Annotated in this window: 11 protein-coding genes; all 11 read left to right on the top strand. The window is 46.2% G+C overall.

Translation table 11 applies throughout. From position 1 onward, the window contains the following. Positions 1–31 precede the first annotated feature (31 nt). Positions 32–7909: an SDR family NAD(P)-dependent oxidoreductase gene (locus GCU48_RS01140; protein WP_152378767.1), complete on the top strand. Its 7878-nt coding sequence runs from the start codon at positions 32–34 to the stop codon at positions 7907–7909. Positions 7910–7970: 61 nt separating this feature from the next. Continuing rightward, on the top strand, positions 7971–8840 hold the full coding sequence (locus tag GCU48_RS01135) for an SDR family NAD(P)-dependent oxidoreductase (RefSeq protein WP_152378766.1): 870 nt from the start codon (positions 7971–7973) through the stop codon (positions 8838–8840). A 62-nt stretch (positions 8841–8902) separates the two neighbouring features. After that, on the top strand, positions 8903–9856 hold the full coding sequence (locus GCU48_RS01130; protein ID WP_152378765.1) for an acyltransferase domain-containing protein: 954 nt from the start codon (positions 8903–8905) through the stop codon (positions 9854–9856). A gap of 31 nt (positions 9857–9887) precedes the next feature. Further along, positions 9888–12161, top strand: coding sequence for an ACP S-malonyltransferase (gene fabD, locus GCU48_RS01125; protein ID WP_152378764.1), 2274 nt, complete (start codon positions 9888–9890; stop codon positions 12159–12161). A gap of 77 nt (positions 12162–12238) precedes the next feature. Next, positions 12239–12880: an amino acid--tRNA ligase-related protein gene (locus GCU48_RS27505; protein ID WP_244315993.1), complete on the top strand. Its 642-nt coding sequence runs from the start codon at positions 12239–12241 to the stop codon at positions 12878–12880. Beyond that, the gene (locus tag GCU48_RS27500) at positions 12835–13530 is read left to right on the top strand and encodes an amino acid--tRNA ligase-related protein (RefSeq protein WP_244315991.1); all 696 of its coding nucleotides are present in this window, start codon (positions 12835–12837) and stop codon (positions 13528–13530) included. Before GCU48_RS27505 ends, GCU48_RS27500 begins: the two co-directional genes overlap by 46 nt. 408 nt (positions 13531–13938) lie before the next feature. After that, positions 13939–14166, top strand: a complete 228-nt coding sequence (locus GCU48_RS27495; RefSeq protein WP_025716780.1) for a glycosyl hydrolase 115 family protein — start codon at positions 13939–13941, stop codon at positions 14164–14166. Beyond that, positions 14163–14612: a glycosyl hydrolase 115 family protein gene (locus tag GCU48_RS27490; protein WP_341874661.1), complete on the top strand. Its 450-nt coding sequence runs from the start codon at positions 14163–14165 to the stop codon at positions 14610–14612. Before GCU48_RS27495 ends, GCU48_RS27490 begins: the two co-directional genes overlap by 4 nt. Then, on the top strand, positions 14613–15074 hold the full coding sequence (locus tag GCU48_RS27485; protein WP_244315989.1) for a hypothetical protein: 462 nt from the start codon (positions 14613–14615) through the stop codon (positions 15072–15074). 338 nt (positions 15075–15412) lie between these two features. After that, complete coding sequence (locus GCU48_RS01110) at positions 15413–16081, top strand: uracil-DNA glycosylase (protein ID WP_025716777.1); 669 nt, start codon at positions 15413–15415, stop codon at positions 16079–16081. Between the two features lie 16 nt (positions 16082–16097). Beyond that, the gene (locus tag GCU48_RS01105) at positions 16098–16520 is read left to right on the top strand and encodes a hypothetical protein (protein ID WP_025716776.1); all 423 of its coding nucleotides are present in this window, start codon (positions 16098–16100) and stop codon (positions 16518–16520) included. The last annotated feature ends 88 nt before the right edge of the window (positions 16521–16608 follow it).

Here is a 16608-nt window from a genome sequence, read left to right as displayed (position 1 = left end):
GAAGTTTCTACGTGCTAGGAGGCAATAGGAGATGAAGGACTTTTTTCAATATATGCTAGGCGAGGTAAAAAGCGGACGGATGCAGAAAGAGGATGCCATTCTCAGGATACGTCAATTTCAAGCTCAAATGCCTTCACATGGAATCACGCATAGCGGAGCAGGGACTACAAGGTCCCTTCCAGATGCGGGAGTCCTTATGCTAGAGCCTGTCTGGAAGGAGCAAGTTGCTTTCCAGACAGTGACAGCCCCTGAATTTAGCCAGCGTTTGGTGGTGCTTTGTGAGCTGGATCATATTTCGGAACGAAGCATTGAAGCGCTCATGAAAGGAACCCGATGCATCAAGCTGCATGCCAGCCAAAGTGGTATGGATGAGCGCTTTCAGGCCTATGCCCTCCAACTGCTTACGGAAGTGCAAAAGATTCTCAAAGAGAACCTCAGAAGCAGCGTATTGATACAGATTGCAGCTTCCTCGCAAAGCGGGCAGCAGCCTTTCGCAGGACTTTTGGGATTGCTAAAGGCCGCCGAGAAAGAAAATCCGAAAATTGTAGGTCAATTCGTTGAGTTGGAATCTTCAGGTCTGGAAGGCATGGTTGAGAAGCTGAATGAGAACAGCCAATATCCAAAGGATAAAAGGATATGGTATGAGGATGGTAAACGTCTGGTTCTCGGCTGGAACGAGATGAATCCCCCCGAGACAACGGGAAGAGCGCCTTGGAAAAATCGGGGGATTTATTTGATTACGGGCGGCGCAGGAGGTCTAGGGCTTGTTTTTGCAAAGGATATCGCCCGGCGTGTCAGGGAAGCTACGCTAGTTCTTGTAGGCCGTTCGATGCCGGACGAAGGCAAGCAGGCCATATTAGAGGAATTGAAGGCGCAGGGTGCCCGCGCTGAGTATAGACAGGTAGATATCTCCCGGAAGGAAGAGGTCTCCAGACTGGTCCTTGAGATCAGGGAAGAGTACGGAGGCCTTGATGGTGTCCTCCATAGTGCCGGAGTGATACAGGATCGTTTTATTATTCATAAGACACAGGAAGAGTTCGTGGGAGTACTGGCGCCAAAAGTTGCCGGACTGGTGAACCTGGATCAGGCGACCAAGGAGCAAAACCTTGATTTCTTTATTTTCTTTTCCTCAATAGCAGGAATTATGGGCAACCCTGGTCAGGCCGACTATTCTGCCGCTAATGCATTTATGGATGCCTATGCCTCATATCGAAACAGCCTTGCAGCCTCCAAGGAGCGTAAAGGGCAGACGCTGTCTGTCAATTGGCCGCTCTGGAAGGATGGAGGGATGCAAGTAAACGATGATACAGAGAAGGCTTGGAAAAATATTGGCATGGTAGCCATGCAGTCTTCAAATGGCGTCAAGGCTTTATATGATGGTCTGGCCGCTGGTCTAAATCAGGTATTGGTCATAGAAGGTGAGTTACCCAGATTGAGAAAGCATATATTGGAGCCTCAACCGCAGGAGAAGGTACACGTTGAAGAGTCAGCTTCTTCGGAGGTGACTCTTCAGCTGCTTCTGGAAAAAACCTTGCATCAGCTAAAATTGTTGTTTGGAGAAGTCACCAAGCTGAGTATTGACAAGATTGATGTCAGTGAGCCTTTGGAGAGCTATGGCATAGACTCCATCATGATTACAAGGCTCAATCAAAAGCTGCAGGGTATTTTTGGGGAAATATCCATGACCTTGTTTTATGAATACCAGACGTTGGAGGCAGTGGCCGAATATTTTATTGCTGATTATCACAAGGAATGCGTACGGTGGACAGGACTCGGAAGCCAGCTAAAACCGAAAGCTAAGTTCGTCTCCATCTCCGCAGCCCTGGATGCGGCCAGCGAATTATCTTTGTCGACCCTGCCCAAGGAAGAAAAACATCATCATCGTGTCCGCAACACGGCTACTGACAAAGGCCGTGTGGAACACGAGCCAATAGCCATCATTGGTATCAGCGGACGATATCCGCAGGCCAAAAATATGGAAGAGTACTGGAGCAATCTGGAACAGGGCAAAGACTGTATAACCGAAATCCCTGCGGGACGCTGGAAGAGAGAAGGTTTCTACTGTCCCGACATAAAGGAAGCTGTTGAGAAGGGCAAAAGCTATAGCAAAAGTGGAGGGTTTGTGGAGGATTTTGCAGATTTTGATCCGCTCTTCTTTAATATATCTCCCCGGGAAGCGATGAGTATGGATCCTCAGGAGCGAATATTCCTGGAAGAATGCTGGAAGGTTTTCGAGGATGCAGGATATAGCAGGGAGCAGCTTGCAGCCCAGTATCATGGCCGGATTGGCGTCTTTGCAGGAATTACCGGAACGGGCTTCAATTTATACGGGCCAAAGCTGTGGGAACAAGGACACCCCGTCTTTCCGCGCACCTCCTTCAGTTCGGTAGCCAACAGAATATCGTATTTCTTGAACTTAAAAGGGCCCAGCATGCCAATTGATACCATGTGCTCCTCCTCATTAACTGCAATCCATGAGGCCTGTGAGCATATTTATAACGGTGAATGCGAGATGGCCGTTGCAGGAGGAGTCAACTTATATCTTCATCCTTCAAGCTATATCTTTCTCAGTACGATGAGAATGCTATCGCCTGAGGGGCGGTGCAAAAGCTTTGGGGAAGGCGGGAATGGATTTGTCCCTGGCGAAGGTGCGGGGGTCGTACTGCTCAAACCTTTATCACGGGCCATTGCCGACAAGGACCATATCTATGCGGTTATTCGGGGAACCCGTATCAACCATGGAGGAAAAACAAACGGGTATACCGTGCCTAACCCGGTAGCGCAGGGCGAACTGATCAGAGAGGCTTTTGATAAAGCAGGCGTAAATGCCCGGGCAGTCAGTTATATTGAAGCCCACGGTACAGGGACAGAACTTGGCGATCCTATTGAAATCACCGGGCTTACCCAGGCATTCAGAAAAGATACGCAGGACACGGGGTTTTGCGCTGTCGGCTCGGTAAAATCAAATATAGGCCACTTGGAGGCGGCCGCAGGGATTGCAGGCATTGCCAAAATCATCCTGCAAATGAAAAACCGGAAAATTGTCCCCAGCCTGCATTCCCAAAAGCTGAACTCCAATATAAACTTTGCCAAAACCCCATTTGTAGTCCAGCAGAGGCTTTCTGAATGGGAGCGCCCAATAGTAGAGGAAGACGGCGAGAAGCGGGAATACCCGAGAATTGCTGGGATATCTTCCTTTGGAGCCGGGGGGGCCAATGCCCATATCGTCCTTGAGGAATACCTTCCTGCAGAACAGGATGACTTCGAGACTTCTTTTACCCCTCAAAGACTGGTTGTCATTGTTCTGTCGGCAAAGAGTGACGGAGCCTTGAAAGAGCAGGCCAGTCAATTGGCTGCGGCAATGGATCGGAACGGGTTCTTCGATCACGATCTGGTGGATGTGGCTTATACCTTGCAGACAGGGCGCGAGGCGATGGAGGAGCGCCTCGCTGTGGTCGTTGAGTCAGTGGAGGAACTCAGAAACAAACTTATGGAATTTATTGGAGGAAGACAGAATATTGCACAGCTTTACCGGGGACAGGCCAAACGGGACAAGGAGAGCCTGGATAAGGTCTCAGGGGAGGAAGTGCTAGATGAAACGGTTGATTTGCGGATTCTAGCAGAAAAATACGGCAGAATTGCAGAATTGTGGGCCGATGGTGCCCATATGGACTGGGGCAGACTTTACGGTGATGTCCAGCCCCGCCGTATCCCTTTACCGACATATCCCTTTGCTAGAGAGCGCTATTGGATAGATGTAGATGAAGGAAAGCCCGCCGACGGCGCGGCAGCACACCTGCATCCATTACTGTATCAAAACACCTTCGTACCTTCTGAGCAAAGTTCTAATTCAACCATTAGTGGCCAGGAGTTAACGCAGAAGTATGTCATTGATTTGCGTGACGAGGCAGGCCAGGTCTGCGAGCGCATAAAAGGAGACTCCTGCAAGGAAGCCGACACCTGTGAGAATACACCCGCTGCAATAATGCTCCAGCCCTGCTGGAAAGAACAGGCGGCTTCCGATAACCCGATGGCTCCCATCTACGAACGACACGTGGTCATGCTTTGCGAAACCAATACCATTACTGCGGAAGAACTTGGGGCCCTCTTTCCAGGAGTGGAATGCATCACTTTGCAATCCGGCATGGAGGAAGCCGATCGGCGCTTCGAAATGTATGCCGTCCAGGTTTTCGAGAACATAAAAGGCATCCTGAATGACAAGCCCAAAGGCAAGGTGCTGGTGCAGATTGTAACCATGCCTCAAAATGAAAAGCTGCTCTTCGCTGGACTGTCTGGCATACTCAAAACTGCGCAAAAGGAAAATCCAAAGATTCACGGTCAGTTGATTGAGGTAGAGGGGACAAAAAAAACAGAAGGGTTGATCGAAATCCTAAAGACGAGCAGCCGACATCCTGAGGACAGCCGCATCCGATTTGCAGAGGGCAAGCGTTGGGTCCCGGTCTGGAGCAAAGTAGAAATACCACCGTCGGAGACAGCGGGAATTCCATGGAAAAACTGCGGGGTTTATTTGATTACCGGAGGTGCAAGGGGTTTAGGTCTTATTTTTGCTAAAGAGATTGCACGTCAGGCCAGGGAAGTGACTTTGGTACTTACTGGACGTTCCCTACTGGAACAGGACAAGCAGACCTCATTGGAGGAATTGAAGGCATTGGGCGCCAGGGTGGAATACAGGCAGGTGGATGTCACGCGGAAGGAAGCTGTGGTTGGCTTAATTGAAAATATCAGGCAGACATACGGCGGAATCAACGGCATCCTGCACAGTGCTGGAATAATTCAGGATAACTACATTATTAAAAAGACTAGCCAGGAATTCAGGGCAGTACTGGCGCCCAAGGTTGCCGGATTGGTAAACCTGGACCAAGCCAGTAAGAACATCGCTCTTGACTTCTTTATTCTTTTTTCGTCAGGTTCGGGAGTGGGTGGCAATGCAGGTCAGTCTGACTATGCTGCCGCGAATGCCTTTATGGACGCATATGCCTGGTACCGCAATATCTTGGTATCCTCAAAGGAGCGTATAGGCAAAACGCTGTCCATCAATTGGCCGTTATGGAAGGATGGCGGCATGCGGCTTGACCAGGAAACGGAGAAGGCCATGCAGAAGGTGGGCATGTATGCGATGAGGACAGAGACCGGAATTAATGCCCTATACCAAAGCATAGCCTGTATATCGAATCAGGTCATGGTGATCGAAGGAGACATAGAGCTAGTCAGCAAAATGATGGTCATGGAGGGGCAGCTCGAACAAAGCGGCAAAGCAACTCGTGATCAGGTGAAGGGATCAGAGGGGGCCATCGTTTCCTCCACAGCAAAAAAGGCAGAATCCGGCCGGAGAGAAGATCTGCTGCGTGAAAAGACGGTCCATCACTTGAAGACGCTGCTTTCTTCGTCCATCGGACTGCCCGTATATCGAATCGAAGAGGATACTTCTTTTGAAAATTATGGGGTTGACTCTATAAAATCGATGGAACTGACCGACCAATTGGAGAAAACGTTCTATCAGGTGTCGAGGACTCTATTTTTTGAATACCCGAATATCCGGAGTTTAACGGACTATTTTCTGGAATCGCATCAAGACCAATTGATCGCTTTGTTTGGCATAGAGCAGGAGGCAGTGGCAGCAGCCGCAAAAGCTGACACAACTTCTACAGCAAATAAGGCGGTATCCGACCAGGAAGAAGACCTGCTGCGTGAAAAGACGGTTCATTACTTGAAAACGCTGCTTTCTTCGTCCATCGGACTGCCCGTATATCGAATCGAAGAGGATACTTCTTTTGAAAATTATGGGGTTGACTCTATAAAATCGATGGAACTGACCGACCAACTTGAGAAAACGTTCTATCAGGTGTCGAGGACTCTATTTTTTGAATATCCGAATATGCGGAGTTTAACGGACTATTTTCTGGAATCGCATCAAGACCAATTGATCGCTTTGTTTGGCGTAGAGCAGGAGGTAGTGGCAGCAGCCGCAACTAACCCCGCTAGGGTCGTAGAGACTGTAAAAGCACCCTCACCTATATTCCGGAGCCCTCAATTTTCGCCAGACAAGGTAGAGCCTCAGGAGGAGAAGGAAAAAGGAACAGGAACGATGGACATTGCTGTCATCGGGATATCCGGGAAATATCCAGGGGCTGAAAATCTTCAGGAATTCTGGAGAAATCTCCAGGAGAGCAAGGACTGCATTACTGAAATTCCAAAAGAACGTTGGGAGCACAATCTTTATTTTGACGAGGAGCGGAACAAGCCGGGGAAAACATACTGCAAATGGGGCGGGTTTATGGAACGAATAAACCTGTCGGAGCCGGCATTCTTTCATCTCACCCCCTATGAGGTAAGTTTAATGGACCCCATGGAGCAGCTTTTTCTGGAAACTATCTGGAATTTGCTTGAAAGTGCAGGATATACGCGAGAGGTATTGCAGAAGAAACACCAGAACAAGGTTGGCGTCTACATTGGCGCTACGTATCATAAATACTGCTCCTGTGATACAGAGCCAGACTTTGCCCAACGGGTAACATCCTTTGGGTCCGTTGCAGTCGCTAACCCCATGTCGCATTATTTCAATTTCCAGGGACCTAGCATATCCGTTGATACAATGAGCTCTTCTTCCGCTGTAGCTGTCCATATGGCATGTGAAAGCTTGGTAAGGGGAGAGTGTCAAATAGCGGTAGCTGGCGGGGGGAATCTATTGACCAGCCCCAAAAAGTATATTGAATCCAGTCAAAATCAGTTGATTGGAAGTCATCAAGATAGCAGAAGCTTTGCGGATGGAGACGGGTATCTTCCGGCAGAAGGGGTTGGAGCTGTACTTTTAAAGCCGCTTCAAAAGGCAGTACAGGATGGAGATTGCATTTTAGCGGTTATTAAATCAACGGCAACCAATCACGGGGGACATAGCAATGGGTATACGATCCCTAACCCCAATGCGCAGACGCAATTAGTCGAAGAAAACTTTTTGAAAGCCGGCATTAACCCTCGGACGATCAGTTATGTGGAGGCAGCGGCAAATGGGTCTACGTTGGGAGATCCTATTGAGCTGGTCGCTTTGAATAAAGCATTCCAGAAATTCACGAACGAGCAGCGCTTTTGCGCCATTGGCTCAGTCAAATCCAATATAGGCCATGCAGAAGCGGCTTCGGGGATATCACAGCTAACCAAGGTCATATTGCAATTGTGGCATCGAAAACTGGTTCCTACAATTAAAGCCGAGAAGCTAAACCCCAATATCAATTTCAGTAATACTCCCTTTTATTTGCAGCGGGAGGTTCAGGAATGGGAGCGGCCTGTCATAGAGATCCAAGGGGAAGAGCGGGAATACCCCTTGCGGGCAACCGTAAGCTCCTTTGGTGCAGGAGGCTCTAATGTGCATTTCATTCTGGAAGAATATATCTCTTCGCAAAAAGACAGCATTCATTCACGAGTGGCAGATCATACCGAAGTGGTGGTCCTCTCGGATATAAACCGGGAGAGACTGATAGCGCTTGCCAAACAATTGCTGGAATATCTGGAGCAGCAGAGCGATGACTCCTTACAGGATATTGCTTTTACACTTCAGACAGGCCGTGAAGCAATGACATGCCGGGCGGCAATCATAGCGAGTACGCGGGAGGAGCTGCTCACTGGCCTTAGGGAGCTTCTCGAATTAGCCGATAGCGGCCACGAACCCGAAGGGGCGTCTATTCCTTTATTTATAGGAGAAAGCAGAGAAGACTCAAAGACGAGTGCGCTTCTTTCAGGGAAAATAGGAGAGACTGTTTCCCAGTTGCTGTTAGAAGAGGGAAACATGGGAAATATAGCGATGTATTGGACCCAGGGGGGCAGGATTTCATGGGAGGCACTCCACAAGGATAAAAATGTCCGCAGAATACCTTTACCGACAGCCCTGTTTTAAACACCAATGGGAAACCGATCACTGTCAGCTGAAACAACACAAAATATTCCGGAGGTAAATCATGAGGGAGTTTAAAGATAAGATAGCCGTAGTTACGGGAGCTGCTAGCGGGATTGGCCGCGCTATTGCGGACCGATGTGTAAATGAGGGCATGAAGGTCGTCCTCGCGGATATTGAGGAGGAGGCCCTTCTAAGGGCCGAAAAACAATTGAAAGACATGGGCGCAGATACACTATCCGTGGTGACGGATATTTCCAAAGAAGCTGATATTCGTGCATTAGCGCAAAAGACGGTTCAGACTTTTGGCGCTGTGCATTTATTGTTCAACAATGCAGGAGTGGATGCCGGCACTGGCTGCTTATTGTGGGAAAATACGGTGGCGGACTGGCAGTGGGTAATAAACGTGAACATTTGGGGGATTCTTTTTGCAACTGAAATTTTTGTTCCTATTATGCTGAAACAGAAAACCGCATGTCATATTGTGAATACAGCATCCATTGCCGGTCTGTTGTCCGGTCCCGGAAATGGAATATATAGCGCGTCAAAACATGCCGTTTTAAGCCTGTCTGAAACTCTATACCAAGAACTCAGACTGACAGGTTCCAATGTGGGAGTTTCAGTTGTCTGCCCAGGGTTCGTCCGCACCCAAATTATGGATGCCGAGCGAAACCGCCCGACGGGGCTGAGTAAACCGGGCGGAAATCTTCCCCCTGAACGGCAAGTCATTAATCAATTAGCTCGCAAGGCCGTCGAGAATGGAATACTTCCAGAGGAGGTCGCAGATCAGATTTTTGCGGGAATCCAAAAAGGGCAGCTATATATCATAACAGAGCCGAAATTCAAACCTGTAATAAAACAACACATGGAGAATATCCTCAACGAAATTAATCCCACACCGTCCCAAATGCAGTTAGTCCGCAATTTACTGTAAAATATTCATCAAAAAGGGTTTTATTGCATGTATCTCGATAAAAAGGTTTATGGGGGATTAGAATGGACAGTTCTGTGGTTTTTATGTTTTCAGGCCAGGGCTCACAATACTACGGCATGGGAAAAGAATTATACAGGTTAAATTCTGTTTTCCGAAAATGGATGACCAGGCTAGATGAGATTCATACGGATATTACAGGCAGGTCTGTATTAAAAGTGCTGTACGACGACACCCGTCAGAGGGGAGACGTGTTCGACAGCCTATTATATACTCACCCTGCAATTTTCATGGTGGAGTATGCCCTCACACAGGTGTTGCAGGAAAGGGGCATTTATCCCGATTATGTTTTGGGTTCCAGCCTCGGTGAGTTTGCCTCTGCTGCTGCGGCTGGCTGTATGAGCTATGAGGACACTCTTCAATGTATTGTCAAGCAAGCACAAATGGTGGAAACCTATTGTCCGAAGGGTGGCATGCTGGCCGTAATTGGCGACCTCAGTCTATACGACCAAATACCCGTATTGAATGCCAACTCAGAGTTAGCGTCGATTAACTATGACTCGCATTTCGTCGTTTCCGGCAGTTGTGAGGGCCTGGAAGAGATTGAACACTGCTTGACAGCAAATGAGATTATATGTCAAAGACTTCCGGTCCAGTTTGCTTTTCACTCTTCCTTAATTGACCCTATAGCCTTGGAATATACAGCGTTTTTAAAGCTTAAGACCGTAAAGACCCCGGCAATAAAGGTTGTCTCATCCATGTGCGGCGGGAAGGCGGCTTCTCTTGACAACCGTTTTTTTTGGAATGTCGCTAGAACGCCTATCCATTTTCGGAGCGCTCTAAACGATCTGGGAGACGGGGACGGGGTTGTTTATATTGACCTTGGGCCCTCAGGCACTCTTGCTAATTTTGTGAAGTACCATTTTGGCAGCAAGAAAAAGGCAAGCATTTGTTCCATACTTTCACCTTTTCAAAATGATGTGAAAAATTTGGATCGCCTATTTGAAATATTCGACTAATATGCATTCACTACGAATAAGGAGGACACAAATGATCGCATATCTGTTTCCTGGACAAGGTGCTCAAGCTAAAGGCATGGGGGAAGAACTGTTTGACGAATTTCAGGATTTGGTTACAAAAGCGGATGCTATTCTTGGTTATTCCATTAAGAAGCTGTGCCTTGAGGATCCTGCCAATCAATTGGGACAAACGGATTATACCCAACCGGCACTATTTGTCGTAAACGCTTTGAGTTATCTGAACAAATTAAAAGAGACTGGAAGAAAACCCGATTATGTTGCAGGACATAGCCTGGGTGAATACAATGCCTTATTTGCCGCAGAAGCATTTGACTTTGAAACCGGCTTAAAGCTGGTTAAAAAAAGAGGAGAGCTGATGGTCAAGGCTACCGGTGGTGGAATGGCAGCGGTCATAGGCTTGAAGGAAGAAGTATTTAGAGAAGTTATCGAGAAAAATAATTTAATGGAGATTGATGTTGCCAACTTTAATTCGCCAAGTCAGATTGTCATCTCAGGACCAAAGGACATGATTGAGCAGGCGCAGCCTATTTTTGAGGATGCAGGAGCCACAAACTATGTGGTTTTAAATGTAAGCGGAGCATTTCATTCCAGGTATTTGGAAGATGCCAGACAGAGATTTGAGGCCTATGCGTCGCAATTCGAGTTTTCGAAATTAAAAATACCGGTTATTTCAAATATCTATGCCAGACCCTACAAGCAGCAGGAGGCAAGAAGTACGCTGATCAACCAGATCGTAAGTCCGGTCAAGTGGTCGGAAAGTATAAGATATCTGATGGGTAAAAATGTAACCCAGTTTCTCCAGGTCGGGCCTGGAAAAGTCATAACAGGATTGGTTAATGCCATACAACGAGAAGCAGAACCGCTGGTGGTGAGGGAGGATGAAGAACGCAACGAGCAGGTACAGGAAGTAAAGTCGGAGAATAGTATATCCTGCCAACGATTTACTGCAGAGTCTCTTGGTCATAGCGAATTCAAGCAATATTATGGACTTAAATATGCGTATCTTATAGGCTCCATGTATAAGGGAATATCATCAAAAGAGATGGTCGTAAAAGCAGGAAAGGCAGGGATGATGGGATTCTTTGGAGCAGGGGGAGTGAAGTTAGGGACCCTTGAGGAAGCAATAAAGTATATTCAGAAAGAATTGAACCCTGGCGAAGCCTATGGAATGAATCTTATTCATGTTCCCGATCACCTGGAGGTAGAAGATAACATCGTTGATTTGTACATAAAATACGGTGTTAGAAATATTGAAGCCTCTGCGTTTATGAGTATAACGCCTTCTTTGGTAAGGTACAGGCTGAAAGGTCTGAGACGAAATGAAAAGGGGATCGTAACACCGCAGAACAGGATTATTGCTAAAGTATCAAGACCCGAGGTTGTTGAGGCCTTCTTGAGCCCTGCGCCTCAGAATATCGTAAATAAACTGCTGGAGGAACATAGGATAAGCCGGGATGAGGCTCGGATGGCGATGGAAATTCCTATGGTAGACGATCTGTGCGTCGAAGCTGATTCAGGCGGGCATACGGATCATGCGGTCGCATATGTACTGGTTCCGGTCATGCTCAAAATGAGAGATGAAGCGATACTTAAGTATAAATACAGTACAAGCATAAGAGTGGGGGCAGCCGGGGGGATAGGAACACCACAAGCAGCTGCGGCAGCGTTTATACTGGGTGCTGATTTTATCATGACGGGTTCCATTAACCAGTGTACGGTTGAAGCGGGGACAAGTGATGATGTCAAGGATTTGCTCCAGCAGTTAAACATACAGGATACAGACTACGCCCCGGCAGGGGATATGTTTGAAATGGGAGCAAAAATTCAGGTTATGAAAAAAGGAGTCTTTTTCCCGGCCAGGGCGAATAAATTATACGATCTATACCGCAATTATAATTCCATAGATGAAATTGATGGCGAAACCAAAAAATATATTGAAGAAAAGTATTTTAAGAAGAGCATTGAACAGGTATACGAAGATATTAAAGCTTATTACCCTGCTGAGGTCATTGAAAAAGCTGAAAGAATTCCCAAACGTAAGATGGCGTTGATATTTAGATGGTACTTTATTTATTCTACACGACTTGCAATGAATGGAGACAAAAACAGTAAGGTTGATTATCAGGTACACTGCGGACCAGCCCTTGGTGCGTTTAACCAGTGGGTTAAGGGAACGGTCCTTGAGGATTGGAAGAACAGGCATGTAGATGAAATAGGACAAAAAATAATGGTTGAAACTGCAAAATACCTGAATGAAAGGTATAAAGCTTTAACTATAATGTGAGGGACTAGCTATTTTGAGACATGATTTTTGAAGGTTAAGAGAATAACGGGCATAAAATATTGTATAAGGTGATTGATTTGGATTTTTTAGAGATTCAGACACCCATCCTGACAAGTTCATCTCCAGAGGGGGCCAGAGACTATTTAGTTCCTAGCAGAGTGCATCCAGGCAAATTTTATGCCTTGCCTCAAGCCCCTCAACAATTTAAACAATTATTAATGGTTTCAGGCTTTGATAAATATTCCCAATTTGCTCCGTGCTTTAGAGATGAGGATGCAAGGGCAGACAGATCACCCGGCGAGTTTTATCAGTTGGATTTGGAAATGGCTTTCGCGACACAGGAAGATGTTTTTAATGTAGTTGAAAATATGCTATATGAAGTTTTTTCTGAATTTACAAATTTTAAAATCCCAAAGCCTTTTAGCAGAATTCCATATAAAGAAGCTATGCTCAAATATGGAAGCGATAAACCTGATTTAAGAAATCCGCTAACCATCCAAGATGTTACAGAACTGTTTGAAGAGACTGAGTTTAAGGTATTTAAAAATAAAACGATAAGAGTTATTGCTGTTCCTGGTTGTGGAGCACAGCCAAGAAGCTTTTATGACGATATGGTAAACTTTGCTATGAAGCTGGAGCAAAAGGGCTTTCATGGATTAAGTTCAATGATGACATGTCTCTTAGCGGCTCTATTGCAAAATTTATTTCTGAAGGGGTAAAAAACGAATTAATACATGTAACGCAAGCTAGCCCAGGACATGCATTGTTTTTTGCAGCTGATCAACTTAAAAATGTCGAAAAAATAGCCGGTGCTGTTCGAAATGAATTAGGCAAAAGACTGGATTTGCTGGAAAAGGAACTGTTAAAATTTTGCTGGATCGTTGATTTCCCTATGTTTGAACTGGACCCTGATACTCATAATATAGGTTTCAGCCATAATCCTTTTTTGATGCCGCAGGGTGGTATGGATGCGCTGCTGAATATGAACCCTCTTGATATTCTTGCGTACCAATATGATATTGTATGTAATGGAATTGAACTGTTCTCGGGTGCTGTCCGTAACGATGATACGGAGATTATGGTAAAAGCTTTTGAGATCGCTGGTTATACATATGGGGATATCAAGAGTAAATTTCCTACACTCTTTAATGCTTTCCAATTTGGGCCACCGCCTCATGCGGGCATAGCACCTGGTATCGACAGGATTGTTATGATCATTGCCAATGAATCGAATATTCGAGAGGTTATTGCTTTTCCGATGAGCAGCAAAGCGCAGGATATATTAATGGGAGCGCCTTCGGAGGTCACGGACAAACAATTAAGAGATGTTCATATAACATTGGCAGTTCCGCAGCCGCAACCAGAATAAATAAACAGAATAAACAGATTATACTGTACCGGTTCTCGGTCTCTTGTAAAAAGTCGTAAGCTTTCACGAAAGCGAGAACTTACGACTTTTTTTATTTGAAAAATTCAATGTCTTTACTTGCGAAAATCCTATTATAGGCTATATAAGTGTGTCACCAACCTATAAAATAAAGATAAGAAGAATCTTCATCGTTGAATAGGAGATGACAATACATGAAACCCTGTGAAACTTTGATCATTTCATATGAAAGCGGATACAATATTCAAGCTGGTGGAAGTGTACCAGTTGCCCACGCCTGGAGAATGATTGCGCGAGATCATGAGCAAGTATTTGGGAAAAAGCCGTTACAAACAGAGGATGAGGCCTCGATCATGATCCGTTATGCGGAGGAAGAGGAGGATGCCCACTATGGAGCTGGGTGCAGAGATGTTTTTGCGCGCTTTTCCGGGGAAACAGGCCAGCTACCAAAAGCATCCCGAGTTGTTTGAGCAGCTATGGCAGGAAGCGATTGAAAGGCAGAAGGGGGAGAAAATTGTATGGGTATTGTCTTTTCGTGGACAGGGAGACAAGCCTTTTTGGGAAAATGATCCTTCCTTTCGAACCATCTTACGCAATTTCCCTCCTCTGCCGAGCTGATTGTTGACGAATTAACGACAGCATTTACCGTAGGAGCAGACGAGTATCTGTTGGTCAATTCGGGTAATATTTTGCCGCATTTATATACTCTGGATTTGGCAGCAAATTTATGGACGTATGGTAACGTGGATGTTAAAGAGCATCTTGCTGACTTTATCGGGCAGCTATACAGTCGTCAGCAGCAAGAGATTTGCCAATTATACCGGGATTATTCCCGTTGTACTATCGTTTATGGCCCGCATAAGGATGATCGGGCTGGGGAGGAATTCTATCACCATCCAGCTCGGCAAATTATGGGCTTTTGGCTGCAAGGCAAAGAAGGCAGTGACGAACGGCTGTGCTGGACTGCTGGAGAAAAACCTTTTGCTGAACAGGTGCGCTGGTTCAAGGAAAAAGCCGAGTTGGCTATTCCCGGCTGGGTTGAACTGCGAGAGCGGTGTCTATAAATGATGAAGCAATTGCCTGAAGATGAATATCGCAGACTATATAATCAGCTTCTTGTACAGATTGAATTGCATCTAAGTGGTTGCCGCGGGCTGGCCCATCTCTGCATCGCTTACGGGTTATTTCCTGAAGAAGACTATCCACGAGCATTTATACAAGCTTCGCATGCCGTTTGGAGCTACCAGACGGGTAAAGAAGCGCTTTCGCTCTCGGAGACTTGGAAGATGGGAGCATTTCTACCGAGCGGGGATTGGTTGACTAGTCTCGATAGCACCATTTTTCATGCGGACACAGTGCGGAGATTTCTCCGAATGCAGGGAGATAGTCCTGATATGTTCCTGTGGTACAAACAATATATCATGCCGGAAACTGAAAGACATATCTACCTGGAGAATACGCATCGTAAGCCGCTACTCGATGATGAATTGGCACGCTTCTTGGAAAAGGTCCTTTTCATGAAGTGACTCCAGCAGACTTCAGTTCGTTTGGACGCCATTGATTATAATAAGGGGACACAGGCCAGCGCACTGTTTACCCATGTTAGGGATATGCATGATACGCCGAAGCTTTTATTTGGGCGAATTTAAGCTTTCAGTTACTTGACATCAATATCGTTAATGCTATAATAAGGAAATCGAATTTAGACCCTGCGGTAGCTGACTATCGTAAGATTACTTTTCTGGTCCTTCGGCAAAACAAAGTAACGAATAAATAAGCTGGCTCCGGATGAGGGGTCAGCTTATTTTTTTGGGTAAAAAGCTTACAATTTGAGAGATCTACATAGCGAGAGGAGACAGGAGTTATGTTTGGGAATGATTGGGATGATGTATTACGGGAAGAGGTCGAAAAGCCTTACTTTAATGAATTAAGATACACATTAGCCCGTGAGTACAAGATACACAAAGTATATCCCCCGAAAGAAGATTTGTTTTCAGCACTCAAATTAACGCCATATCATCTTACCAAAGCAGTTATACTGGGTCAGGACCCCTATCATGGAGAGGGACAAGCTCACGGCTTGAGCTTTTCCGTTAGACCAGGTGTGCGCACGCCGCCGTCACTACAAAATATTTACAAAGAGATGCGCGATGATATTGGCACTCCTATTCCGAATCAGGGCTACCTCGTTCCTTGGGCTGAGCAGGGCGTGCTGCTGCTGAACAATGTGCTGACCGTACGTGAAGGACAACCGCAGTCTCATCAGGGAATAGGTTGGGAACGTTTCACGGACGCTGTGATTGAAGCGATTAATGAACGTGAGCAGCCCGCAGTGTTTATTTTGTGGGGCAGCCATGCTCAGAAAAAAGCAAGCTTCGTAAATACCAGCAAGCATTTGGTGCTGAAATCCGTCCATCCAAGCCCATTGGCGGCTCACAGAGGCTTTTTTGGCAGCAAACCTTTTTCGCGTACCAATGCATTTTTGCAGGAGCATGGAATGGAACCGATTCGGTGGGAGATTCCTAACCGCTAGCACTGGAGGTGGGGACATGCGTCAGTGGAAGGGACGTCAGGTCATCTTATATCATGGCAACAACGGTCATACCCAGAAGGTGCGCGGGACGCTCGAAAAATGGGATGATACACGCAAGTGCGTTATTTTAGGCCCGAAAATGTTGGCTATTCCTTTTGAAAATATTGCGTATATTTCCATGCTTCCTCCCGGACGTGAGCGCCGAAGCCGCCACCCGGCCAAGCTGAACTCTTTTGGCTACATAATGAGCGTTCCATTGCAGTTTGATAATGCTATTCATTTTCAATCAGCAGTTACGGTTTGGCAAGATGACCAGCTGATTGCTTACAATATTAAGTTGGTTAGTCATACAGATCACGATGTTGTGCTTGAAGATGGACAAACCTTGTCAAAGGAAGGGCATTTGTTCGTGGTGAGGTCGCTGCGCGGAGAGCTTTAACTGTAATAATTCACCTTTTTTCGTTTAAGGGTTCAAATTAATTGGCTGTTTACCGATAAAAGGTAATGGGCTTGTTAATAATACCCTA

The organism is Paenibacillus brasilensis (assembly GCF_009363115.1).
Taxonomy (GTDB): Bacteria; Bacillota; Bacilli; order Paenibacillales; family Paenibacillaceae; genus Paenibacillus; species Paenibacillus brasilensis.
This window is presented reverse-complemented; position numbering and strand designations above follow the sequence as displayed.